Raw genomic sequence first — 25483 nt, 5'->3', positions numbered from 1 at the left:
TGTAAGTGATGCCCAGACCGACGAGCCGCTGAGTAATATTGTGGATTAACTTGCTTGCAAGTTTACCTCAGTATTTTAGAAATGCCTCACTTAAATGGCTATCAAGTTAACTCAGTTTTACTGACTTGACTTCTCACACTTTAACTACTCACCTCAAGGGAATTTCAATAAGTCACTGTGTTGCTTGTGTGTAAAGCTTTTGTTGTTTTCTGAATATTAAGTTTGACACATCCTAGTGCTAAATTAACAGGAATGCAATGAATACCTTTAGTTGTCTTTGCTCAACTTAATGCAAAATTTTTTGTATTATTTTTTACTAACATTCCCACTTTGTAATAGACACAACGTACAATAAATTAAAATTCACTTGAGAATTGTTATTGAATCGTAATTGCCTACATTTTTGTTACAAAGAGGTAGGATGTGGTTTTTAAGTGTCTTCTGCGATCGCCCAAGTTAGGCGCAAAGCGAGATCGCAAATCACAACACTTAACCACACAAAACGCATCCAATCTATCTGAAGTGGCTCTTTAAACCGCTACAAAACACGTCTTCCCTTGAGTGAAATGTGGGTTGACAATGAGGATTTACAGGAGGGATTCGATGCTAGTCATTTTAATGGACGAGCAAATCCTTGCCCCTGAGCAAGTTTGCCAGTCTTGTTTACTCGCTGACGGGAGTGGTCAACCCCGTTGGCGTGGGGGTCAACTGCGCTGTGGTCAAGCCATTCGCAAACTTACTCAACAGCAGCCAGACCAATATGAATGTATGATGGGCTTTCGCATCGCCCATATAGAATAGTAGAATTTCTCAGCAAGACCAAGTAACTGCGTTATCCTAAGCTCAAGTAACTATTGAAATTTAACCACAGGAGAACGCATAATGTCTTGGCGCGGGTCTACAACAGTTTCAGATCGGATTTTTGCTTCCTTGCCTTATTTGCTTCCTCTAATTGAAGTTTTTGTATTTGGTAGATATTTGCTCTCAGAGTTTCCACCATTACAACTACTGTTTCTACCGCTTCTGCCATTATTGAGAATTTACTATGGCGTGCGTTATGCAGGAATGATTATTTTCTTTGCTTTATTTTTGCTGGTAGTAAGAAACGAAAAAATTAGTCACTTTATTCGTTTCAACACCATGCAAGCAATCCTTTTGGACATCATTATCTTTTTGTTTAGCATCCTAACTGATGTTGTGGGACTAGTTCCCTCCGGTGGTTTTGCAATCCAAACCCTATCCACAACTATTTTTATCGGCATAGTGGGAGCAGTCGCATATTCAGTCATCCAGTCTGTGAGCGGACGTTATGCAGAAATTCCAGCGATTTCTGATGCAGTGTATATGCAAGTGCGTTAGAAGTTAACGGGTCGCTACGATGTTTTCCAGGCGACCGATACCTTCAATTTCTACGCGGACGCGATCGCCTGGATGCAAAGCACTTACACCCTCTGGCGTACCTGTAAGCACCAAATCACCAGGTAGTAGCGTCATTACCTGACTGATATAGGAAACTAAAACATCGGGGGAAAACACCATCCGATCAATACAGGTAGATTGAACTGGATTAGCGTCGTCATTGACAAAAGTCTGCAATCTCGCTCCTGGATTTAATTCCCGTACAATCCAAGGGCCCAAGGGACAGAAAGTATCAAAACCTTTGGCTCGCGTCCATTGACCATCCTGTTTTTGTAAATCCCGTGCTGTTACATCATTGGCGATGGTGTAGCCCCAAATTTTGGTTTGGGCTACTTCTGGTGTACATTCAAAGGCGTAATCGCCAATTACTAGAGCTAACTCTCCTTCATAGTCAACTCTTTGTGACTGGGGAGGATACTTAATTTCCCTCTCCGATGGAATGATCGACGTAGGTGGCTTAAGAAAGATTAGTGGCTCAGAAGGTACTGGAGTTCCCATTTCGGCTGCATGATCTGCATAATTCTTACCCACCGCCACAATTTTTGAGGGAGCGCAGGGAGCTAGAATTTGGTAATTTTCTGGTGTCAAAGTTAAATCAGTGGGTTGTCCTTGTAACCAGGGTGGAGCATCTAACACCTGCACATTCAGGGATAGCTGTAGTAACCCATAGTAAATTTGTCCTTCTGGATTTTGAATTCGCACGTAGCGCTGCGCCATAACCTTGATAAATATCCTTTTTTCTGCGATTAGAAGCTGTGAGCAGGTAGCAATCGTCAGTTAGCTGTTTAGGGAACCGATTGAGCTTTGAACAAAAAAGCGATCGCTATAAGATGCCCTTAAAGAAAGATACCCCTTAGCGAAGCTAATAGCTCGATCAATCTTGTTAAAGAAATATCAGGGTTACCTCCCAACCTAGTTTTCATTAGCAGGGTGGTTTCATACAAGCAGAGAAAAACTAAAACTGGGTTTCAAAGCCTCTCCCCCCGTGGGAGAGAGGAATGTAAGTGAGGGAAAAAGCCTGGACACAAAACGAGAAATCAAGACTTATGTATTTTTCTTTTTTCGTATGAAACCACCCTGCCAACCTAGTTTTCATTAGGGACATCCAAAAATCCAAACTTCGGCGATTTGGCTAATTATTCAAATTGAAAACTGGTAAGATTATAGTTCCTTGTTGCTTCAGATGTTGATTAATACTGGCATTTTAAATAAAATATAGGTATAAATTAATATCAGCAGCCACTTTTGTCCATGAGGAAACTGAAAAATATGACTACAAATTACGAAACAATGTACATCCTCCGTCCTGACCTAGGAGAGGAACAGGTAGAGCAAGCAGTTACTAAATATCAGAATTTGCTTCGCGATCAAGGCGCCCAGGAGATCCAAATTCAAAATCGTGGTAAGCGCCGTCTGGCTTACGAAATCAAAAAACACCGGGATGGCATCTACATCCAATTAAACTACAGCGCGCCTGCAACTGCGATCGCCCCCTTTGAACGCGCCATGCGCTTGAGTGAAGAAGTGATTCGCTATTTGACAATTAAGCAGGACATTGAAGAAGAAAAACCCCCTAAAGAGGAAAAAGAAAAGCCCACTAAAGTAGCTGCAACAGCTGCAACAGTCTAAAAGACTGAGAACTGGGGACTAGGAACTAGTAACTAGGAAAGAAACTGAATGTCCAATCCCCACTCCCATTCAATAAAATTTTGTCTTTTTCTTTTTTCGTGACTTGTTTGGGAATGCTAAATTAACAAATACTTGCCAAAGGTAGTACTCCCGCAGTTATACCTAAGAGTGGACAAGATTCTGAATGGGAGCTTTAAGCTACTGTGAGCCAATCTGATACACCTAATATTCAAGTTCTCTCGACAGAAGTATCGCAGCTACGCCAAGAGTTGCAACTTCGCGATCAATTAGTGCAGCAACTATCTCAAGAACTCTTCCGGCTGGTAAAGGGTAACACTAGTTTTATGCCCCAGCAGCCGGAATTTGAGCGCGATCTGACTCAGTTACACGCTTTACAAGAACAACTTCAAGCTGTGGAACAGCAGGTGGCGTTCTACCAAGAGCAAATTACAACTCGTGACTCCGAAATTTACCAATTGCGACAGTCAGTTCAAGAACTTACCGATCGCACTCGGATGTTGGAGCAAGTAGTACAAGAGTTACCTCAAATTTACCGTCGGAAGTTTGAGGAGCGGATGACACCAGTGAGAGAAAAGGTAGCAATGCTACAACGGGAAAACCGCCAACTGCAAGCAGAACTGCAAAGTGTGAGTTACCGTTTAGCACTCAAGACTCGCAATGCTAGTCACAGCGGTATTGATTTACCAAATTTTCCCCGCCCAGCATCCGAACAAACTAATATTTCGACTCCCCAGAATGTCTAAAATTACCATTATGGTAGAATCTAAGAGGTAAAAAATTGGTGCATCAAAGCATCTTGGAGGCATCTAAGTAGTAGATCGAGGCAAACAAAACAATAACCATAGAGTTAGAAATAACGTAGAAGCTGATATTCTAACCTTTCTTACCTCCTGCTTCTTTTCACTAGTTACGCCGCATATAAAACAATTAGCTTAGAGTAATTTAAAAAACCCTGTCTTTAAAAGGCTGGGGAGTGTCACAAACAGTTGCATTTGCTTTGACTAATTTTGGTCATTTCTGAACTTTACTACTTTAGGTAGATGACTTCCAATAAGCAGATTCATTCATCTGTAATTTATACTACCTAGCTCAAAGCCATGAGTTTCCCTCAAGATTCTTTTCTAGACAAGAAAGAAAATCAGCCTGCTAGCACCAGACTGTTATCTTAGAGAATGTGAAAGAATGCAAATATTGCTTGACTCCGCCATCCTTCTTTAGGTAGATTTATTAGTTAGTCTGCTAGCACCAGACTGTTATCTTTGACGGTGGTAAAAATATCTTGGTAAGTGTGAAAAATTTCAAACACTGTATCGAGTTGGGTAAGTTCCAAAATCAACCGTACAGGAGCTTGTACGTTGCATAGAACCAAGCGGCAACCACTTTGACGTGCGGCTTTTAACCCTTTTACTAAAGGAACTAACCCAGAGCTGTCCATGAAGTTAACTTCTGCTAGGTCGATAACCCAGAGTTGATAAGCTTGAGGAACTACTCCAGCCATCTGTTCGCTTAAAGCCTTACCGCCTTCCAAATCTATGCTTCCTTGGGGTTTAAACAAAATCACTTGAAGTTCTTGTGTGAAAGCCATGAATTTAACAGGGTAATTGGAACACTTGACAAAAAATTGAAAAAGACATCAATACTTCTTCTCTTTCAACGGTGAAATGACTCTTTTACCCAGATATTTGGGCAATTGCAGTCCTACAGTTGAGAGAGATTATTTCAGTATTCATGTCGTATAATTTGTGATAACTTTCATCAATATAGGCATAAGCGCCTAACAATTTCGGTATCAACCGTATCTTTTACAAAATTTTCACAATTTAAACGGATATTTATAAATTTTCTATAAAATTTTTAATCTTTTTTTAATAAATTATGAACATGTGGTAGAAATTCCAAAAATATTCAAAAGTTAACAGTTACCATAGAGTAAAAGTTATGGATTAGTCAGTATTAAACTAATGACTTAATGACTCTATGTATTAGTTTGATTGACACCCCACCCAAAAACAAGCAAAGATATAGTAAAAGTAAAAATTTGTAAAGGCGGCGGTGCGGAATGTCTTTAGAGCTGATTTCACTAGAAAATATCCAGGAAGTTGCTCATAATTACGGGTATTGGGCAATCTTTTTCGGAATTTTGCTAGAAAATTTAGGCATTCCCCTTCCTGGTGAAACCGTGACCTTAGTGGGCGGGTTTTTAGCTGGCAGCGATGAACTAAATTTCTGGCTGGTTCTCGGTGACGCAATCATGGGTGCTGTCATTGGTGGCACTTGTGGCTATTGGATTGGTAGAGTTAGCGGTTGGGCTTTTCTGGTAAAAGTTGGTGGCATATTTCGGATTTCTGAAGTGCGGCTGCTGAGTATTAAAGATCAATTTAGTCAAAATGCTGCTAAAGCAGTGTTTTTTGGACGTTTTTTGGCATTGTTACGAGTTTTTGCTGCACCACTAGCTGGTATAGCTGAAATGCCCTTTGGAAAATTCTTTTTATACAACTTGTTAGGAGCAGCAGCTTGGGCTAGTTTGATGGTGACGTTAGCTTTTTTTGCAGGCAAAATTGTCTCTTTAGAACAATTGGTTGCTTGGGTAGGTCAATTTGCGATCGCAGCGTTACTAATCCTCGCTGCCTTAATTTTTGTGCCCCTGTGGCTAGAATCTCGCCAGGTTAAAAGTGCAACAGAAGAGTAAGTCAAGCATAAATAAGTGAGGAGTGAGGAGTAAAGTAAAAAGTGAATTTTTTAACTTTTACTTTTGTATTTTGCTTTTTTAACTCCTAACTCCTAACTCTTAACCTCTAATCTGCTTTGACCAAATGCGAGTTGGTAGTCCCCAAACATAGATAAAGCCTTCAGCGGCTTTGTGGTCAAATTTGTCTTCGGCTCCGTAGGTTGCCAAATCGGGAGTATAGAGAGAATTATCACTCGAACGCCCAACTATCGTAGAGTTTCCTTTGAACAACTTCACTCGCACAGTTCCAGAGACTCGCTCTTGTGTCTTTTGAATAAAGGCATCAAGTGCAACTTTGAGTGGACTGTACCACAAACCGTTGTAAACAATTTGGCTGTAAGTTTCTTCAATCCCACGCTTGTAATGGGTGACATCTGCCGTTAAAGTCAAGCTTTCTAAATCCCTATGTGCCTGAATTAGCACCAACATCGCAGGTGATTCGTAGATTTCCCGCGATTTGATCCCCACCAGACGGTTTTCAATCATATCGATCCGTCCGATGCCATGATTTCCTACCGCCTGATTGAGTTCTTCAATTAGCTCAACCGGCTCTTTGGCTATACCGTTGATGGTTGTGGGAATACCACCGTGGAAACCAATTTCGATGTACTCTGGCTCGTTGGGAGTGTGAGCGATCGCTTTGGTCATCTCATAAATTTCTTCCGGTGCCTCAAATGACGGATCTTCGAGTAAACCAGCTTCAATACTACGACCAAGCAAATTCTTGTCAATACTATAGGGAGAAGATTTTTTGACTGGTGAGGGAATACCAAACTTTTCCCCATAAGCGATCGTTTCCTCACGACTCATTCCCCATTCTCTGGCTGGTGCAAGGATCTTCAAGTTTGGGTTTAAGGCGGTTACAGAGACATCAAAGCGAACCTGATCGTTGCCTTTGCCGGTGCAACCGTGAGCGATCGCATCAGCACCATATTTTTCGGCTGTTTCTACTAATACCTTGGCAATCAGGGGACGAGCCAGGGCGGTTCCTAGAGGATAACGATTTTCATAAAGGGCGTTGGCTTGAATCGCTCCAAACGCGTAATCTTTTACGAAGCTGTCTTTGACATTCGCCACTAGGGATTCACTTGCACCCGATTTCAGAGCTTTTTCTCTGATTGGCTCTAATTCATCTCCCTGACCTAAATCTGCTGCTAGGGTAATCACCTCTTCCACACCCCACTCCTGCTTGAGGTAGGGGATGCAAACTGAGGTATCCACTCCGCCAGAATATGCCAGGACAACCTTTTTGGCGCGACCCATTAATTTCTCCAGTTAGGACAACAAAGAATGAGTCATTATTATATCTAAACTAATCCATGTATATTTTATTCATGCAACAACCTATAAGGTAATTTAGGAGTTAGGAGTCAAAATTATAGTTCACTCTTAATCCAGTTCGGTTAAGCTCTAAGCAGTTATTGAGTATAGAAAAAGAAAATTTTTTTCAAGCTTGCTATGCGTAGCATTGATCGTAGAAAAAGGCCGGATCGTAAATAGCAAAAGGATTAGGGCGAGTTTACCTAAGTAAGCTCACCCTAATTTGTATTTAATATTAACTTAGCTTTGAAATCCTTATACAGACTAAGGTTAGAGTGTAGAGAAAATCAGGAAAATCTTACTGAGCTAAGATTGATATATTTAATGAAATTGCCTTACACTTTGCAACTTCTCGTTCTTGCGCTTGCGTAGAAACATACCACCTACAGCCAGCATACCTAAGGTAACACTAGGCTCAGGAACAGACTTAGGGTCAAAACCTGTAAATCTGTCAGTTCCTTGATGGAAAGAATGGTTGTCACTTTCAAATCCACCACCACCTGCTTGGGTAATGACAATCTTGTTGAAAATATCGTTGCTACTATCTGAGTAGAAGTGAAGGTAGCCATTTCCTTCACCGCCATGCTGTGATGCATGAATTGGAGCAACTGGGTTCACATCCTCTGTTGAAAATGATTTTATTAGATTATTGCCATTGTAGAAGGAAAAAACGTTACCAGAACTAATAGCTCCCCAGTCAATACCGAAATAATTGAGGGATTTTGCAAGGTTAATTGTGACTTGATCGCCGTTGAAAACTGCCAAATAATTACCCTTATTATTCTCTTCACCGTTTGCCCCAGCAGGTGCCCATCGATCTAACTTAACACTGCTGGCTCCACTGTTATTCTCAAATGAGTACTTAGCGAAACCAGTGGTTGGTGCTTGACCATTATTGAAGTCAATAGTTGTTGTACCAGAAAGCTGAGTAAACTCAGAAAAAGCACCTTTGTCAGTTTTTCCATCAGGGGCTGCAATACCAGCGGTTACTTTGAAGGAAATAGCCTGGGCAGAACCTGCACAGATAAATGAGGAGATTGCAGATAAAGACAAGGCCGCGATACAAGCAATTTTTGTAAGAGACATACTTTTGAGATTCTGTATTTTTATTTATTGAAAAACTCGCTGTGCGATTTGAGTTCATTATGTAATGTCTTTTATCAAAAGGAATAGGATAAAAATACTGGATTTATATTTACTGAAAACCTGCTATATCTAGTAAAGCACTTGCTTGATTTTTGAACAAAAATAAGTAGTTTCACTTGCTGAGAAAGTGGAGAAAGTATCTGTTCTTTATCTGAAGATAAAAAAGTTGTAAAGTTAGCTCGTATATATTAAGAATTTGTATCTTCGGATGTTGTCTTGATTAAGGAACAATCAAGATAACAAACAAAACTATATGAAATTATTTGGTTGCTGATAAATAGAAATAGATTCGCGGTCATTACTATTGGTTTTGATATTCTTCCCTTGCTTTATTTACTTTTCCTTCTGTAGTCAACTATGCAACCTGAGTGTTTTGACATAGCTAGTAACATGAATTAAACTAAACTCTTGCAATCAACAAAAGAATCTCAATCGATGCATCCAACTGAAAAAGCTGTTGTCCCTACTCGCGTTATTGGTTTAATTAGTGGCACATCCGTAGATGGCATAGACGCTGCGTTGGTAGAGATTTCCGGCACAGAATTGGATCTCAAAGTTGAGTTGCTAACCGGGGCAACATATCCTTATCCAGCCGAACTCAGAGAAAGAATATTAGCAGTTGGTGCAGGCGTTGCCATCTCAATGGCAGAATTAGCAGAAATAGATGATGCGATCGCCCAAGTCTTTGCCCAAGCCGCCCAAAATATTCAAATTGGTTATCAGCCCGCCACTCTCATTGGCTCCCACGGTCAGACAGTTTATCATCGACCACCCAAAGAGGGAGCAGGGGAGCAGGGGAGTCGGGGGAGAGAAATGCTCACTACCCACGGGCTAAACCCTAGCTATCCGCTAACAGCACAGGGTACTTCCTTGGGTTACAGTCTTCAACTAGGGCGAGGTGCATTAATTGCCCATCTTACAAGCATTGCAACTGTGAGCAACTTCCGCGTTGCTGATATTGCTATTGGTGGTCATGGTGCGCCTCTCGTGCCCAGAGTAGATGCTTATTTACTCAGTCATCCCCAGGAGGGGCGTTGTATTCAAAATATTGGTGGTATTGGCAATGTTGCTTATATTCCGCCTCAGCATGGAGACTGGCTCTCAAAAATTCGCGCTTGGGATACTGGCCCAGGAAATAGTCTGTTGGATCTAGCGGTGGAGCATTTAAGCGCTGGTGCTAAAACTTATGATCAAGATGGGAATTGGGCAGCGAGTGGTACTTTTTGCCATCCTTTAGTAAAACAATGGCTCAACCAAGACTACTTTCATCTACCGCCACCAAAATCGACAGGACGTGAGTTATTTGGTGTGACTTACCTACATCAGTGTTTAAAAGATGCTCAAGCATACCAACTCAATCCAGCTGAGATTCTGGCAACTCTTACAGAACTTACAGCTGCTTCAATTGTTCACAGTTACCGCACTTTTTTGCCAGAAATGCCACAACGAGTACTATTATGTGGTGGTGGTAGTCGCAATCTCTATTTGAAACAAAGATTACAGTTGTTGTTGGAATCAATACCAGTCTCGACGACAGATGAGGTCGGCTTAAGTGCAGATTTTAAAGAAGCGATCGCTTTCGCAGTTTTAGCCTACTGGCGACATTTGGGTATTCCTGGCAACCTACCCACTGCCACAGGTGCACCTCAAGAAGTACTTTTGGGAGAAATTCACCAAGGTCAATCCTGAATGCTGAGTCAGGATAAATAAACAAGATAAAAAATTTCTTCATTCTCACTCGCAACTCAACACTCGTAACTTAGCACTGCTATAACTATAGTCTTGACGGCACTCAAGCAAGACAGGGAATAAAAGGTGGCTCATACTTTTTTATTGGAACCAGGACGCTGGGCAATGGAAGGAAATTGGCTGGAACGCAATGGTATGCCAATTAGCGTCAAGGGTATGACCTTGGTAGCTTGGAATCGAGATAACTGGTTTACTATGGCCACAAAACTGATTTTCCCAGGTAGCGATCGCTCTGAAATTTCTCTGCAATATAAGGGGCGGTTGCATGATGGAGAGCGTCAGTATACTTTTTTACTACAACATAATATTTTGGGGCAGGTTGAAGGCGAAGGCTGGATTGGTCTGGATACTATCGTACAGCGTTACTGGGTACTAGGCGATCGTCAGCGTCGTAGTGGCTTTGAAACCCTACACCGGATTTCGCAAGATACATATCACCTCAGTAGTGGTATTTTGGCTGGTCATTTTTTAACTAACACAATGGAAGCTAGGCTAGAGCGTCAGTCAGCTTAAAGGCAACGCTGCCTCACTGCTTTGCTGTTCTTCTGGGCCAAAAACCGCCGTTCAAAAAACTCTGGCAACACACTGATTTCCCAACGCCTAATATCTCCTGCCCAACTTTAACCACTCATCGTTTATTCTCACTGACCTACTGAGTTGTATAGTAAAAAAGAAATGATCAAATTATCGTCAGGATTTTAGTATTTTACCTAACCGTATAGTCAGGAGTTCAGTTTCGTGAATCCTAAAGTCTCCGTTATTATGCCTGCTTACAATACAGAAAGTTATATTGGGAAGGCAATAGAGTCAGCCTTAGAGCAAACACTCACTGACATTGAAGTTATTATTGTCGATGATGGCTCAATTGATAAAACTGTAGAAGTCGCTAAAAGTTTTACCGATCAACGTCTCAAAGTGATAGTTAATCAGCAAAATCTTGGAGCGGCAGCTGCACGTAATCGCGCCTTCAGAGCAGCCCAAGGAGAATGGATTGCTGTACTTGATTCAGATGATTGGTATGCTCCCGAAAGATTGTCCAAGCTTGTGTCTCTGGCAAATAAAACAAATGCAGACATGATTGCTGATGATGTTTATTTTATCAAAGACGGTGCAACATCTCCTTGGAGTACATTGATTCAAGAAAGTGGAGAAAGTATAGATAAAATTCTCCAAATTGATATCGTTTATTTTGTAGAAACTGATATCTTTGGGGAAGCAGGATTGCATCTTGGCTTAAGCAAACCTCTATTCAAACGAGAATTTCTAGTTAAGCACGGCATTGAGTACGATGATGAAATCAGGATGGGTCAAGATTTTTGGCTTGATATGAAATGCTTAATTAAAGGAGCTAGGTTTTTTATTGAACCTAAACCCTATTATTTTTACCGTTCACGCCCTGGTTCTCTTGTATATCAAAGCCAATTACCACGTCTAAATCAATCTTGCAAAGCTGCTAAATATTTCATGCAACAAGACGTTGTGAAAAAAAATCCTGCTCTAATGCGTGCTCTATCTTATAATCTCTCAGTCTATAAGAAAAATCTAGCTTACCTTCAAGTTGTAGAACCTATAAAACAAGGAAAATGGTTAACAGCATTCACAGAAATCAGGAAATATCCGGGCTTCTTTTATGATTTTATGTGCCGATTTAATAGTATTGTCAAACGTCGAATTCAATACTATGTGATGAATAATAAATCAAGTTTTGATATATATCCTAACCAACAGAGTAAACGAAAAACTACCTCTTAGCCTATTACAGTTTTATCAATAAATAATGCATCCTTATATAGTAACAATGAGCTTGAGGTTAAAAATATTGTTAGGTAATTAGAAAATGTTTTAAAAGTATTGGGCGAATATAATTCGCTATTACACAAACAAAGTCTATCTCCGTGGACTAATGCAAATTTAAGGGTTTGTTAACCTGCAAAGGCAGGTAAGGTTTCATGTAGCCAAACTAATGCCGTCTTCTCCCAACACAAAGCGACGTCTCCAAGAGTTGAGGAGATACCAAGAGTGATAGCGCATTAGCTAAAATTGGGCAAACTAAAACTACACCACAATTAAAGTGCAAAATGGTACAAAGCGTCATTATAAATCTACTCTTTATGCTTGTTTGATTTGGTATGTTGCACCAGTTGCAATAGCCGTCTCGGTTGTAAACGGTCAGATCGATCGTGGTTTCAATCTTCTAAAAGAGGACTGAAAAGCTAGTACAGCACCGCGTAAATAGACCAACGATTGGAAATCGCACAAAAGCCTAGCTTATAAGCTTTTTGCCTTTTGACTTCCATTTCTGTCTTGCAGTACGAGCATAAAAAGTCATTTCTAGGCGCAATAATCAGATATCAGTTTGAATGCACTTGTCCTCCCAAACACTTACAACCTGCTTTTGGAGTCGAATTTTCTATGTCAGACCCCAACATTGGTCGCTTACTCAGCAAACGCTACCAACTCCAAGAGTTAATCGGTACTGGAGCAATGGGTCGGGTTTATCGTGCTAAAGATACATTGTTGGGAGGTGTACCTGTTGCGGTTAAGTTTCTAGCTCTATCAATCCAAAATGAAAAGATGCGATTGCAAGACCGCTTTGAGCGAGAAGCAAAAACCTGTGCTTTACTAGGGCAAAAAAGTATCCATATTGTCCGAGTTATGGACTATGGCGTAGATGACAATAACATCCCCTTCTACGTCATGGAATACTTACAAGGACAAAGCCTGAACAATATTATTCGCAAGCAACGATTACCTTTACCAAGATTCCTCAGTATGGCGCGTCAACTCAGCCTGGGGTTACAGTGCGCCCATGATGGCATCCCGGTTGATGGCACTATTTGCCCAATTATCCATCGTGATGTTAAGCCAAGTAATATGCTGGTGATTCAAGATCCCAGTTTTGGAGAATTGGTCAAGGTTCTAGATTTTGGTATTGCTAAGTTATTACAGTCAGATGGCGACCATACAAAATTTTATTTGGGGACATTGGCTTATTCTTCTCCCGAACAGATGGAGGGTAAGGAATTAGACAACCGTGCTGATATTTATAGTTTGGGCGTCATGATGTTTGAGATGCTCACAGGCAAAATGCCACTGGTGGCACCAACTCACTCTTTTGGTGCGTGGTATAAAACACATCATCATCAAAAACCACGTTCTTTTGCTGAGGCTGTGCCTGGATTAGAACTACCAAAAGAAATTGAAAATTTGGTGATGAGTTGTCTAGCTAAAGTAGCACGCGATCGCCCCCAAAGTATTACTGAAATCCTCAGAGTTTTAGCATCTTTAGAAAAGCCTGAGCATACACGCAAAATTCAGCAAGCGGGTCATGCCTTAGTTCCTACTACTACAGCTAGCACCGAGCTTGAACAAAAGACCAAAGCTGATTTGCGAGTATCTTGGTCAAACGATGAAATTGCTCGTGCCATTTCCTGGCCCCAAAATAAACCAATTGCCGATATTGTGTTTCCCCAGCCCATTCATATCAATGGTGAGGTTTTACCAGCTTTGTGGGTGATGCTACCGCAAGAGGAAATTCAAAAACGCTTACTCTGTACTCGCTATAACCAATTTCTGTTCATCTCTATGCCTCATCCCATGCTGCTATGGATTACTGTCATCTACAATCGCAAGCATGGCGCTAAATGGTTGCCTTATTACCTCGATCTCAAAACCAGCCTTGGTCAAGAAATTGCCCGGTTATTACAGCACACTGGTTACTACCGCCTCTTATTCTTTGCACGAGAAGCACCAAATCGCTGTACCCACATCTTACTTTCAAGCGTCGCTTCTGCCCAGCGGCAACGACTGCAAGAGTGGGTCGCAATGAGCAATACGTTGATGTCCTCTGCCGACCCGCAAATCAGTAAAAGTTTACTCAAAAACGAGTACGAAAAGATTAAGCCCCAAATTATAATAAAACTGGAAAGTATTGATACAGATTCTCCATACGATCTTTCCAGCTAAGCATAATTTCTTAATGTTACGTGTTTTATAGGTGGTCGCTCCAAGAATGTAACGTTTTATAAACAAAATATATATAAAGATGTAAGTTCTAGTTATATGTATAAAGAGTGAAATCATTAGCTTGCTAAAGCAGTGGTATCCAAATTATCTCTGAATTATTCCTGTGCAAACATTCCAGTGAAATGTAAACGTATACAAATGTGATTCTCACACTAGACAAAACAACAAAAAGTTTGGCTAAAGCAAACAACGGATTGAGCCTGCAATGCTAAGGTTAGTCTAGACTCCAGCAAATATGCCGTAGACAGCGTTTACTCATTGTTAGTTAACTTTCGTGAATTGAACTTTTGCGCTATCTTGTAGAATTGCTTATCGAAGTTGACGCCCCGACATCCCCAGCTCTTTTCCTCCTTGGAACCAAGCAAGAGAAGGAGGTCGCCCACTGCGACATTAGAACGACTCTATGCCATAGTGGAACCGGAATCTAAGCCCCACTGGTGCTTAAGAAGCTCTTGATAAGTTGCCTCGCGCACGACCATTTGCTCATAGAGCTTGACTAAAAAATCTTTAGCTTGATCGTGGCTCATATTCTGCACCTGAGTAGCAAATGAGCAGATGCTGAATTGCTGTTCCAAGGATAGTTTCATTGGTTGACTCATAATTAATTACTCCGAAAAAACAACGCGTAAAGGTGATATCACTCACAGAAGTCCAAATGGGATAAGATTTGGACTCATATCTGTCCAGCATTTGTTCCTCCGTATTACGAAAGATAACAATTGTTTGACAGATTGCCCACATCCAAAGTGTGGACTTTTTCTGCTTTGATATCTTGCACCTAATCCTACTGATATACCACCCAAGTCAGCTGAACCATATTCCGGAAAATAAGCTCTATTTGGTCTCAGATAGGTATAACTACCTCCCTAATTCCTTCCTGTTTTCCACAAATCTCCTTTAAAGAGAATATCTGGTGCTATGCAAAACCCGTCTTAGTCTTTGTGTTTAAAAAGTCTAAGATGCTACCTCCCCAAGCGTGGAGGAAGCTTCGGAGGGTGGAGATTTTAAGGAGGTTGGGGAGTTAATGGTAATAAGCGTGAATTATAGTCGTTTTACCTTATTACGTGCAAGATGTCAATTAACCAATTTATACAAATTTAGCCTCTTTAGGTTATTTTAGAGGCTAAAAATATTTGTATCAAATTGTAAAAAGGAAAAATGCTCACGCTGAACAAATTACTGAGTATATTTACCGGATTAGTTATTTGTCCTTTGTTTTTGGACGAAAAGCAATTACTAATGACTATTTTCTTCAAGGGAAACGATGACAACTGTGATGTTATCGTGTCCTCCATGCTCTTTGGCAGCCTCAACAAGAGAGATGGCGGCTTTATCAAGCCAAGGACTATCTTTGAGGCAGTTAGCAATCTTCTGCTCGACAAGTTCTTCTGTAAGACCATCACTACATAACAGCAAGCGATCGCCAACTTTTACATCTAGTGGTTGCACATCAATTTGATGCAAGTCTTCGCGCCCCAAACAGCGCGATAATACATGGCGAAAAGGATGTAATCGTGCTTCATCTAAGCTGATGTCACCGATTTTGATTGCTCGTGCTACCCAAGTGTGGTCTTCCGTCACCTGTTCTAAGTGCGACTCTCGGAAGCGATACAGCCGCGAATCGCCAACATGAGCGCACCAAGGCGACTCTGGGGAGCGAAAAATCACTGCTACAACAGTTGTCCCCATATCGGCGCGTTCAGGATGATTTTGCTGATCCTGCAAAATCGCTTCATTGGCTCCCCACAAAGCTTGCTCTAGTAATTCTTGAGAAGACTTAGAAGTTTCCCAATTTGCTACCAAATACGCCTGAATTTCTCCAGTAGCAATGCGACTTGCTTCTTCACCTCCGGCATGACCACCCATACCATCGGCAACAACGAAAAATCGTCCTTCTGGGTCTATATAGTAAGCATCCTGATTATTAGAACGAATAAGTCCCGGATCGCTAAAACCCGTGAAATTAAGTTTCATAATTTTTTGCAACAATTAATACGTGCGATCGTAACGGTCGAGGCGTAAAAGCAATCGGATCATGATCGCTGATAGCGCTGCTGCAATTAAACCAGGCAGCAGTGCCAACCATACATAATCCTTAACCACTAAAATAGTAGCTGAAAGCGTGAAACCGCTGATTAACAGAGCATAACTTATTGAGAGCTGAATACTGCTCTGTCGCCGCAGCAGGCGTTCGGTTTCTATAGACCGAACGCGCAAGCGCATGTCTCCCTGCTCTAGCTTCTCTAGTGTATCCTCTAATCTACGTGGTAGACCAAAGGCGGTACTACTTACCTGAGCTGCTTGGCGACTTAATTCGTTCAGAAAGCTATTCCCCTCAGAACCATTCATATCGGTTATAAGCTGCATTGCATACGGTTGGGCAACTTCCATAAAGTTAAACTCTGGATCTAAACCTTTGCCTACCCCTTCTAGAGTAGAAAAGGCTCGCATCACGAAAGTGAAAGTTGCTGGAAATCTAAATGGCTGATTATAAGCTATTTCGTAAAGGTCGTCACTAATTGCCGCGACCGATTGATTTTCAAAGGGCTTATCCATGAAATGATCCAGCATATACTGGACGGAACGCCGCACTGGGCCCATGTCATCGGTTGGGGCGATCGCACCTAAATCGATCAGAGACTGCACAACGCGATCGCCATCTTTTTGAGCAATGCCAAACAGTGTTTGCATCAGTCCTTCACGGACGTTGGACTTAATCCGCCCCATCATGCCGAAATCATAGAATATTAAAGCACCATTTGCACTAACGGCAATATTGCCTGGGTGAGGATCGGCGTGGAAAAAGCCACTATTGAGTAATTGTAGTAAGTAGGCTTGAGCGCCTTGACGAGCGATCACCTTTCGATCTAAACCTGCTGCTTCTAAAGCTTCGTATTGGCTAATTTTAATTCCAGGGAGATATTCTAAAGTCAGCACTCTGGAAGTAGCGTAACGCCAGTATATTCTGGGGACGTTCACCCAATCGTAGCCGCGAAAGTTCCGGCGAAAAGTATCGGCGTTACGACCTTCGTTAAGATAATCAATTTCTTCCCAAAGAATGCGACAACATTCTTCATAAATACCCAACCAATCTCGTCCACGTCCCCATTTGGGATGGCTTTGAAAGTAGCGGGTAATTCCTTTGAGAATCTGTAAATCTATTTCAAATAATTTCTTTAGTCCAGGACGTTGCACCTTGACAACAACCGATTCCCCAGTATGTAGCACAGCTTTGTGTACTTGCCCCAAGCTAGCAGCAGCTAAGGGAATCGGTTCAAAATTATGAAAGAGTTCAGGAATTTTTTTGCCTAGTTCTTTCTCAACGATCGCTTCTACTTGCTCATAACTAAATGCGGGTACTTTGTCTTGTAACTTGGCTAGTTCTTCTACATATTCACCAGGGAATATATCAGCACGGGTAGAAAACAGTTGCCCAACTTTGATGAAGGTTGGGCCTAAATCCAGTAGAGTATTGCGAATCCAAACTGCTTGGGTTTTGCGTCTTGTAGCTTGCTTTAGATCAGTCACACCTCCCGGATAACTCCAAGATTTGTTGTATAGCCAAAGTTTGAACAATAAGGTCAAGACAAAAGACCAAATGTCCACAAAACGCCGTTTGCTAGAGTATTTTTCCCGATTCCAACGGTATGCCTTGTCTGAATAACCTTGTTCCATATACTTTGTTTACCGTTGGTTTGCAACCGAATCACTTGGAAGAAAAGACACTCTGATTCCTAAACTGTTTTTTTCTTAAATGTCCTTTGTCACTTGTCTTTTGTCATTTGTACATAATTTTTGACCAATGACCAATGACTAATGACTAAAATTTATGCAGAAGTTCGGCGATAATGTTGCAATTCTGTTCGTAAAAGGGCAATTTCGGCTCGTAATTCGTCAATATCTGCTTGCAAGTCACCTGAATCAGAACTGGCTTGCCCAGTACCTGCGGTAGCTTGACCTGCATTAGTTGCTTCTGCTACCCGATTTGCCCGCTCTAGGACTTCTTCTGTAAACTGGCGCAACTGCTCTCTAGCTTCTGCATCAAATTTGCCCAGATCGCTCAAAGCATCGGTCAAGGCGACCTCTAAACGCTCATTAACTACTTCAGCTACTGCTCTGCCTACGAAAAAGGCTTGCACAAGGGGGTTACTCATAAATTTTTGTTACGTTGATCCGCAAGAGAATTATAACTTGCCTGTATGCTTTGCGGCTTCTGTTGTTGAGCTAGAAATTTACATAAGGCGATCGCTTTATTTATCATATTCCAGCAACTCTTGATAATATTGCTCTGGTGTACTCGGTAAATAAGTTGTCATTTGCAAGATTTGTTCCCTCAACTTGAAACCTTGGGTAATGTTAATCCGGCTGAGGAAATCGATATCGTGGGAAATTACCCAAAGCGCTCCCTAGTAATCATTGATACCTATTACCATTTGTTCAACAGTTTCAATATCCAGGTTATTAGTTGGCTCATCAAGAATCAGTAGATCGATTTCTGAGATACTGATCATAGCGATCGCTAATCTTGCCAATTCACCTCCACTCAGTACAGAGGCGCTTTTGTGAACGTCATCATATTTAAAGAGAAAGTGTCCTAGTTGTTGACGCAAAAGCTGATAGCTGAGACGAGGATTGGTAGCTTGCATATTTTCCAGAATTGTGTATTGACAATTTACCAATTCGTAGGTTTGATCGAGATATACAGCTTTCATTGCTGGTGTGAGCAAAATCTCACCTGATTCTAAAACTGCTGTTTGGTTTTCCACCCCCAAAATTGCTTTGACCAGACTCGATTTACCAGAACCGTTTGCACCAATAATGGCTATGCGATCGCCAGATGATACATACAGTTGAATATTTTGAATCATTAGACGTTCTGATATTCTAAGATTTGCACCCTGGATATTAATTAAATTTCTGCGTTTTTGATTTTTTTCTTCTAGCTGAATACTCGTTACTTTAGTAGTTTTGACCTTCGTCTCTGCAACTTTTTGATTAGCCTTTGCTACTGCTGCTTCATGTTTCTTTTTCGCTGTTCCGGTAGACACCTCAGCTTTGGTTTTAATCAGTCCTGCTGCCATTCTATCAATACTACCATTCAGAAACTTGGCGCGACCGTTGCGACTAGATTGGGCTGCGTGTTGCTGTTCTTGCATCGCTGTGGCTTGGGTACGTTTGAGTTCCTTTCTGGCGGCTTCGTGCGATCGTAATGCTACCTCTAACTCTATTTCTTTTTGTTCTCGATAGTACGAGAAATTACCACCATATATTTTCAAGCCAACAGGTGTAAGTTCCCACGTTACTTCTGTTACTTGGTCTAAAAAAAAAGGCTTATGTGAGACAATTACAAAAGCGCCTGTAAAATCTTGAAGAAACTGCTTTAAGTTTTCTAACGCTTGCAAATCCATGTGATTTGTTGGCTCATCAAGTAATAGCAATTTTGGTTCTTGAGCTAAACCGATTGCCAGAAATAGTTTAGTAAGTTCTCCACCACTCAAGTTAGTAATTGGTAGTGACAGGTCAAGGGTGGTGTGAAATTGTGTTTCTAAAATATCCTCAATATTCCACCATTCATCAAATATAGAAATCAAAAAATTAAGCACTGTCTCTGCTTTAATTTATTGTCTGATAGTGCTGATTTGTGGCAAATAATAGACTAGACCATGACACAAAACTGAGCCTATATTGGGGCTGAATTGACTTGCAAGTATCTTGAGTAGGGTTGATTTTCCTATTCCGTTGCGACAAACCAAGGCAATGCGATCGCCCGCATCGATATTCACATGAACTCCTTGAAACAAAGTTTTATCTATACTGAGTTTATATGCTAAGTTCTCAGCTAACAATATTGATTTTTTCGACATTCTTCTCAAACCTCAATTCGCAAAATTCCACCCGCGTATTTCCAAAAGCTGCGGGTAGATTAGACACAAAAAAACCAGCCACAGACAATCGTCAAGCGGTTCTATGTAGATAGGAGTGATGACAATATTTTTAGTACATGACTATGTGAAGTAAACCTGTCAAACTAGTTGCGTTTATTCTTCGTTGACATTTGTTGCTTTAGTGCAACAGGTGTTTGGTACTACTTCATTTGTGCTATCTCATTGGAGTTGTGATGAGGTTTGATATTGACTACAATGTAGCACTAAGGGATTTCGGAAAGCAAGAATGCGATCGCCTGTTTTTACCAAGCGTTAATGTAGCGCAGTAAAGGATAGCTATGCTGTCAGGCTGATCGCTAACTACGACAGTGGTAAAATAAATTAATAACTACTTTATGCCCTATCTATTCTATGACCATTGCTCAAGAATTAGATTCTCAAGAAGGCATTTGCCAAGATGTTATATTTCCCCCTGGTGATTTATATAGTGACGAACCTCCCTTGGAAAGCGAACTGCATTTACGGCAAATAATCCTACTTTTAACATGTCTGGAATGGTTGTGGCGAGATAGAAATGATTTCTATGCAGCGGGAAATCTGACTATCTACTACAGTCCACGCCAACGCAAATCAGAACACTTCCGGGGGCCAGACTTTTTTGTTGTGCTGAGAACAGAACGTAAAACCCGCAAAAGTTGGGTAGTCTGGGAAGAAGATGGCAAATATCCGAATGTAATTCTAGAAATTTTATCCAACTCAACAGCTAATACTGATAAAGGTTTAAAGAAGACAATTTATCAAGATGCCTTCCGCACACCCGATTATTTTTGGTTTGACCCTTACACACAAGAATTTGCGGGATTTCATTTAGTAGATGGAGAATACCAACCTCTACAAGCAAGTGAACAAGGATATTTGTGGAGCCATCAGCTAGGGTTATATTTGGGAGTTGATGAAGGTTTATTGCGGTTTTTTACACGAGATGGGCAACTAGTACCAACACCGGAAGAAACGGCAGAACAGGTACAGCAAAAAGCTGAACAAGCTGAACAAAAAGCTGAACAAGCTGAACAAAAAGCTGAACGTTTAGCAGCAAAACTGCGGGAGTTAAATATCAATCCAGATACAATTTAGACCAGAGCTATTTTATTTAGGATAGTGTTGGGCTAAAAACTCCTCAGCTTCAGTCTTATCTTTAATTACTCCATCCAAAGTAGCAGCAAGCATATCATCTAATATTTGCCGATATTGAGGCCCTGGTTTGTAACCAAGTTTCTTTAAATCATTGCCATTCAGTAGTGGCTGCACATTAGCCCAAACAGTTAAATATTCCCAAATCTGATGTCTAAGCGATCGCGGACTTTGCACAGCAATTAAAATCAGCATTGGTAAATCATACTGTCGTAACAACTGCATTACTTGACTAGGACTTTGACACTTAGGCAAAGATTCCATTACCTCAGCTTGGGCAGAAGCCAAGTTTTGCAAGCGTTTAATGCCATCTTCTTGCAATTGCAGATTTTTTGCTACTTTTGCCCGATATTGTGGTGCTAGATGAGCAATTAACGCTTCTAAACGCATTTCCCAATGAATCAGGGTTGGTTGCGGGTCAAATCGTCGCAAACAGCGTTCTAGCAAACGTAATTGTCGCAAGAGTTCTGCGTCTAGCTTCAGGGTAGGATGGATGCATTGCAATGCCTCTAAGTTATCGAGTAACTGTAAAGCTGATTTCCAGTAGGGCGCTTCTAGGATGTGTTTTAGTTCTGTTTTCAGTCGAGTTTGCAGGGCTGGAGTTCTGCTATTCTCTTGAGCAGTGCGATCGTAAACACCACTGTTGATGGCATAGCGGATAAATTCTTCAGTTTGCAGTTCTATTTGAAATCCGAAGCGCACGGCAAAGCGCACGCCACGAAAAATGCGGGTGGGGTCTTCAATAAAGCTATTAGCGTGTAAAACCCGAATTTGTTTAGCTTGTAAATCTAGTAATCCACCAAAAAAATCGAGTAATTCACCAGTACGAGGGGAAGTCAGGCGCAAGGCAAGGGCGTTAATGGTAAAATCTCGGCGATACAAATCTTGACGAATGGAACTCGCCTCAACTTCTGGATTTGCAGCTGGATAAGGATAGAATTCTGTTCTAGCAGTGGCAATATCTACCCATAGAGAATCTAATTCTGGGTCTTTGTGCCACAACAAAGCCGCAGTTTGAAAAGCCCCGTGGATTTCTAAGCGAGCCATAGGGTAAAGTTGTTGGAATGCCTTTGCTAATTCCACACCAGCACCGACATCTGCTGATTTATGAAAGCCATCAACCACAAGATCGATATCTTTAATCATCAAAGTACCCGCTACTGCTTCAGCCAATAGCAAATCCCGCACTGCACCGCCCACTAGATAAAGATGCCAACCCCGTTTTTCTGCCTCTTGTGATGCTGTAGTGAGTAATTGCCACAGTTGCGGAGCAAGGCGATTTTGCAATTCAGTGCTGAGAGAAATTTTAAATTTTGTTAGCGCAGCGTTAGCGAGTCTGTGAGCGTCATTTTGAATTTTGAATTTTTGCTCTCCCTCTTGGTCTTCATCCCTTTCTTGATGCAATTCCCGCAAGACATCAGTACGGGTGACAATGCCCATTAACTGCTCATTTTCCAACACTGGTAAGCGTCCAATATCATAAGTCACCATCAGCGACTCAATTTGTGGCAATGTTGTATCTGGTGTAATCGTTTTGAGATTCTTAGTCATGTAGCCCTTGACTGGTGCATGACTAAATCCGTGGTGTAAGGCGATATCAATATCCCGCCGCGAAATAATACCTACTAGTTGCCCTTGAGTATCGACTACGAATAAACCAGAGTGTCCATAGCGTAATAAAATGCGCTGGGCTTCGGCAATTGTCGTTTCAGGCAGAATCGTGCGGACAGGAGAAGACATCAAATCCCTAGCAGTGAGGGGATGGGGAATTTGTGCTTTTATCCCGTCAAGGAGTTGTTTTAATATTGCCTGCGAATCAACTCCCCTTAGATTTAGCGATGCGGCTTGCGAATGACCGCCGCCACCCAATAGTTGAAATAATAGGTTCAGATTCGTTTTGGGAATTTGCGATCGCCCAATTACAGTTAAGCGTGAATCCTCTTCACCTAAAGGATACTCGTTAGCCAACAGTAGGGCATCAATTTCGGTTAATTCCACAAGTTCCGAAGCTAGGCTCGATAGCCCTGGCACAAAAGCCTCAGTTTTCAAAATTACCCAAGCAACCGTATATCCACGCAGACAGATATCTTCTAAACTTTCCAGTGCCTCAGTTAATAGCTGCTGTAATTGCGGAGATAATCCGGGGTCACGGTAGGTGGAAATTACTGATAAACTAGCCCCTTGTTGCATCAACCAAGCCAAAGCTAGGGCATCCCGTGGTGTGGACTGGTCATATGTCAAAGATCCAGTGTCAACGTGGATACCTAAAGCCATCACAGTTGCTTCGGCAGGAGTCAAGGAAATTTCTTGTTGTTGCAATTGCTCGACGATTAAAGTTGTGGCGGCTCCTACTGAGTCAATATGCGATCGCGTCGCGGGAATATCTGATTCTTGTCCTAAGTGATGGTCATAAACTATAATCTCTTTTAGACTAGATAAATCTAACCACTCAGCAGCTTTACCCAAGCGATCGCGCTGTTGTGTATCCACCACACTCAGAGAGCGAATTTTTTCTGGATTCACCGAACGGCGTTCAATCAGCGAATATTCATCCCGATGCAATGCTAAAAAATCCCGTACAGTAGGATGAGAGCCGCCAGTTAGCACAATCTTGCTTCCCGATAGTAGGCGCGTTAACCCTACTGCTGCTCCTAATGCGTCAAAATCTGCTGTCGTATGGCAAAGAATTAAATCCATAGTTAAGAGTCATTAATCACTTGTACTTAGACAAAGGACAAATGACAAAAATGTTGCAATTTCTGCTAGCTTAAAAATAATCAGAAAGTGTCAGTGTCGCCCTTTAGGATATTCTATCCTTAGTATTTCGCTGTATTGGGAGAAGCAAAAATGACCATAATATTCCAATTTGCCTTGATAGGTTTAGTCTTGTTGTCTTTTGTCCTAGTTGTGGGCGTTCCGGTTGCTTACGCCACTCCCCAAAATTGGGGTGAATCTAAAAAACTGCTCTGGGTTGGTTCTGGGGTCTGGATTGGTTTGGTATTTTTAGTTGGTTTGTTAAACTTTTTTGTCGTGTAGGTGACGGCTTCGCTCTGGCGCAGGCACATAATATAAGAACTAGAGGGGCAGAAAAGCCAAGGTCAAAGGTTAAGGGAAATAAAGGATTTTTTCTTTTTCCTACTAACTTCATCCTGACCGCGCTTTCCTGCTCCTTTACAATTTAAATATGAAATGTATATTGGCCAGAAGTATAGTTGATAAAGAGGCAGTCATGGCAGTTTTCGAGGGAACTTTTACCCAAACGGAGCCTTTGCGGTTTGCAGTGGTGATTGGTCGATTCAATGACCTCGTTACCGGAAAGCTGCTAGAGGGATGTCAAGATTGTTTAAAACGCCACGGTGTAGACCCTAATCCCCAAGGTAATCAGGTGGACTATGTTTGGGTTCCGGGAAGTTTTGAGGTACCTTTAGTAGCTCGCCAATTAGCACTTTCCCATCGTTATGATGCTGTAATTTGTCTTGGTGCAGTCATTCGAGGACAAACACCCCATTTTGATTACGTATCTTCAGAGGTTTCTAAAGGCATTGCTGCCGCTAGCTTTCAAACTGGGGTGCCAGTAATTTTTGGCATTTTGACAGTAGATACTATGCAGCAAGCTCTAGAACGGGCAGGTATAAAAGGTAATCATGGCTGGGATTACGCCCTGAATGCCTTAGAAATGGCTAGCCTGATGCGGCAACTGCGTTCTAACCTAGCAGAGCCATATTCTCGTAATAGTCAGTCTTTACCAGCCTCTTTTCCAAGTGCCAGCGTTGGTAATTTAACTGTGGAGTCAGAAGAAGTGGGCTAAATTCAGTTATGAGTGCTGAGTTATGAGTTAAAAAACTCAGCACTCATAACTGAATTAAGGGGTTGACAATTACAGATAAATCTGAGATATTACTATTTGGGTGATGATCGCGGGTATAGCTCAGTGGTAGAGCGTCACCTTGCCAAGGTGAATGTCGCGCGTTCGAATCGCGTTACCCGCTTCCAACTAAAACCTCTTGAATTTAACAGTTCCAAGAGGTTTGGTGTTTTTAGGGTGTGTTGAAGTTTTCGTAGATTAGATCTGCACTCTTGTAAACCCATCCAAATGTGGACAAGTAAGTCAACATTAGTCACAATCCTTATACATTTGGACAAAGAGTTACACACTACAATAGATATTTTAGCAATTCCCGCTCTGTAAACGCTTGTGAACTCCAAGGAGTAGATATTGGACATAATGCCGATCTAACCTTGAGAACTGATAGTAATATATAGTTACAGTGACCCAAAGGTAAATTAGCGGGTTTGTTGATGTGTGTTGTTTACGAGCGTAGCCTTCCCAAAGGATTTGCTTTCGGAGTGGTAGCTACCTATGCTTAAA

General features: G+C 41.5%; 23 protein-coding genes and 1 tRNA gene. 13 read left to right on the top strand and 11 right to left on the bottom strand.

Going from position 1 to position 25483, the window contains the following annotated elements; translation table 11 throughout:
• The first annotated feature begins 603 nt into the window (after nt 1–603).
• Nucleotides 604–801: a hypothetical protein gene (locus tag V7K60_RS17920; protein ID WP_094348028.1), complete on the top strand. Its 198-nt coding sequence runs from the start codon at nt 604–606 to the stop codon at nt 799–801.
• Nucleotides 802–882: 81 nt separating this feature from the next.
• Nucleotides 883–1359: a Tic20 family protein gene (locus V7K60_RS17915; protein ID WP_094348027.1), complete on the top strand. Its 477-nt coding sequence runs from the start codon at nt 883–885 to the stop codon at nt 1357–1359.
• A 3-nt stretch (nt 1360–1362) separates the two neighbouring features.
• Here the strand turns inward: V7K60_RS17915 and V7K60_RS17910 are convergent, their stop codons facing one another.
• Nucleotides 1363–2136: a fumarylacetoacetate hydrolase family protein gene (locus V7K60_RS17910; protein ID WP_334927180.1), complete on the bottom strand. Its 774-nt coding sequence runs from the start codon at nt 2134–2136 to the stop codon at nt 1363–1365.
• A 552-nt stretch (nt 2137–2688) separates the two neighbouring features.
• On the opposite strand from V7K60_RS17910, the gene rpsF reads away from it, so the two are divergent.
• Nucleotides 2689–3048 carry a 30S ribosomal protein S6 gene (gene rpsF / locus V7K60_RS17905; RefSeq protein WP_104908252.1) on the top strand — a complete coding sequence of 120 codons (360 nt, stop codon included), beginning with the start codon at nt 2689–2691 and terminating at the stop codon, nt 3046–3048.
• A gap of 203 nt (nt 3049–3251) precedes the next feature.
• Nucleotides 3252–3812 (top strand): Npun_F5560 family protein, encoded by a 561-nt coding sequence (locus V7K60_RS17900; protein ID WP_334927179.1) that lies wholly within the window; start codon nt 3252–3254, stop codon nt 3810–3812.
• Between the two features lie 488 nt (nt 3813–4300).
• On the opposite strand, the gene V7K60_RS17895 is transcribed toward V7K60_RS17900, so the two are convergent.
• Entirely contained in the window at nt 4301–4654 is a 354-nt protein-coding gene (locus V7K60_RS17895) for an STAS domain-containing protein (protein ID WP_094348023.1), read from the bottom strand.
• A gap of 474 nt (nt 4655–5128) precedes the next feature.
• Here V7K60_RS17895 and V7K60_RS17890 point away from each other — a divergent pair, with 474 nt between their 5' ends.
• Complete coding sequence (locus V7K60_RS17890) at nt 5129–5758, top strand: DedA family protein (protein ID WP_334927178.1); 630 nt, start codon at nt 5129–5131, stop codon at nt 5756–5758.
• Between the two features lie 99 nt (nt 5759–5857).
• Here the strand turns inward: V7K60_RS17890 and V7K60_RS17885 are convergent, their stop codons facing one another.
• Together V7K60_RS17885 and V7K60_RS17880 are read right to left on the bottom strand one after the other, a co-directional pair.
• Nucleotides 5858–7060, bottom strand: coding sequence for an argininosuccinate synthase (locus V7K60_RS17885; RefSeq protein WP_334927177.1), 1203 nt, complete (start codon nt 7058–7060; stop codon nt 5858–5860).
• 378 nt (nt 7061–7438) lie between these two features.
• Nucleotides 7439–8203 carry an Npun_F0296 family exosortase-dependent surface protein gene (locus tag V7K60_RS17880; RefSeq protein ID WP_334927176.1) on the bottom strand — a complete coding sequence of 255 codons (765 nt, stop codon included), beginning with the start codon at nt 8201–8203 and terminating at the stop codon, nt 7439–7441.
• 495 nt (nt 8204–8698) lie between these two features.
• Between V7K60_RS17880 and V7K60_RS17875 the strand changes: the two genes are divergently transcribed.
• The 4 genes from V7K60_RS17875 (at nt 8699) to V7K60_RS17860 (ending at nt 13978) form a co-directional block, all read left to right on the top strand.
• Entirely contained in the window at nt 8699–9952 is a 1254-nt protein-coding gene (locus V7K60_RS17875) for an anhydro-N-acetylmuramic acid kinase (protein ID WP_334927193.1), read from the top strand.
• A gap of 126 nt (nt 9953–10078) precedes the next feature.
• Nucleotides 10079–10525 carry a hypothetical protein gene (locus tag V7K60_RS17870; RefSeq protein WP_334927175.1) on the top strand — a complete coding sequence of 149 codons (447 nt, stop codon included), beginning with the start codon at nt 10079–10081 and terminating at the stop codon, nt 10523–10525.
• Nucleotides 10526–10750: 225 nt separating this feature from the next.
• Complete coding sequence (locus V7K60_RS17865) at nt 10751–11764, top strand: glycosyltransferase family 2 protein (RefSeq protein WP_334927174.1); 1014 nt, start codon at nt 10751–10753, stop codon at nt 11762–11764.
• Between the two features lie 660 nt (nt 11765–12424).
• On the top strand, nt 12425–13978 hold the full coding sequence (locus V7K60_RS17860; RefSeq protein WP_334927173.1) for a serine/threonine-protein kinase: 1554 nt from the start codon (nt 12425–12427) through the stop codon (nt 13976–13978).
• Nucleotides 13979–14439: 461 nt separating this feature from the next.
• Here V7K60_RS17860 and V7K60_RS17855 read toward each other — a convergent pair whose 3' ends face one another.
• From V7K60_RS17855 to V7K60_RS17830, 6 genes are all read right to left on the bottom strand, one after another.
• Complete coding sequence (locus tag V7K60_RS17855) at nt 14440–14637, bottom strand: NblA/ycf18 family protein (RefSeq protein ID WP_292779026.1); 198 nt, start codon at nt 14635–14637, stop codon at nt 14440–14442.
• A 637-nt stretch (nt 14638–15274) separates the two neighbouring features.
• Nucleotides 15275–16012 carry a PP2C family protein-serine/threonine phosphatase gene (locus V7K60_RS17850; RefSeq protein WP_334927172.1) on the bottom strand — a complete coding sequence of 246 codons (738 nt, stop codon included), beginning with the start codon at nt 16010–16012 and terminating at the stop codon, nt 15275–15277.
• A 15-nt stretch (nt 16013–16027) separates the two neighbouring features.
• Nucleotides 16028–17713 (bottom strand): ABC1 kinase family protein, encoded by a 1686-nt coding sequence (locus tag V7K60_RS17845; RefSeq protein ID WP_334927171.1) that lies wholly within the window; start codon nt 17711–17713, stop codon nt 16028–16030.
• 152 nt (nt 17714–17865) lie between these two features.
• On the bottom strand, nt 17866–18192 hold the full coding sequence (locus tag V7K60_RS17840; RefSeq protein WP_334927170.1) for a DUF6825 family protein: 327 nt from the start codon (nt 18190–18192) through the stop codon (nt 17866–17868).
• 252 nt (nt 18193–18444) lie between these two features.
• Nucleotides 18445–19629: an ATP-binding cassette domain-containing protein gene (locus V7K60_RS17835; RefSeq protein WP_334927169.1), complete on the bottom strand. Its 1185-nt coding sequence runs from the start codon at nt 19627–19629 to the stop codon at nt 18445–18447.
• Nucleotides 19630–19656: 27 nt separating this feature from the next.
• Complete coding sequence (locus V7K60_RS17830) at nt 19657–19902, bottom strand: ATP-binding cassette domain-containing protein (RefSeq protein ID WP_334927168.1); 246 nt, start codon at nt 19900–19902, stop codon at nt 19657–19659.
• A 432-nt stretch (nt 19903–20334) separates the two neighbouring features.
• On the opposite strand from V7K60_RS17830, the gene V7K60_RS17825 reads away from it, so the two are divergent.
• Nucleotides 20335–21057: a Uma2 family endonuclease gene (locus tag V7K60_RS17825; protein WP_334927167.1), complete on the top strand. Its 723-nt coding sequence runs from the start codon at nt 20335–20337 to the stop codon at nt 21055–21057.
• Nucleotides 21058–21069: 12 nt separating this feature from the next.
• On the opposite strand, the gene V7K60_RS17820 is transcribed toward V7K60_RS17825, so the two are convergent.
• Nucleotides 21070–23811, bottom strand: a complete 2742-nt coding sequence (locus tag V7K60_RS17820) for a CBS domain-containing protein (RefSeq protein ID WP_334927166.1) — start codon at nt 23809–23811, stop codon at nt 21070–21072.
• A gap of 150 nt (nt 23812–23961) precedes the next feature.
• Here V7K60_RS17820 and psbZ point away from each other — a divergent pair, with 150 nt between their 5' ends.
• The 3 genes from psbZ to V7K60_RS17805 all read left to right on the top strand — a co-directional run bounded on the left by psbZ (nt 23962) and on the right by V7K60_RS17805 (nt 25103).
• Nucleotides 23962–24150, top strand: coding sequence for a photosystem II reaction center protein PsbZ (gene psbZ / locus V7K60_RS17815; protein ID WP_179068007.1), 189 nt, complete (start codon nt 23962–23964; stop codon nt 24148–24150).
• A 193-nt stretch (nt 24151–24343) separates the two neighbouring features.
• A complete protein-coding gene (ribH, locus tag V7K60_RS17810) occupies nt 24344–24922 on the top strand; it encodes a 6,7-dimethyl-8-ribityllumazine synthase (RefSeq protein WP_292779074.1) in 579 nt (192 codons plus the stop codon).
• 109 nt (nt 24923–25031) lie between these two features.
• Nucleotides 25032–25103: transfer RNA gene (locus V7K60_RS17805), tRNA-Gly, on the top strand.
• Nucleotides 25104–25483: the final 380 nt, after the last annotated feature.

The organism is Nostoc sp., from assembly GCF_036917555.1.
Lineage (GTDB): Bacteria > Cyanobacteriota > Cyanobacteriia > Cyanobacteriales > Nostocaceae > Nostoc.
Note: the sequence above shows the minus strand (reverse complement) of the source record. Positions and strands in the feature narration are given on the sequence as shown.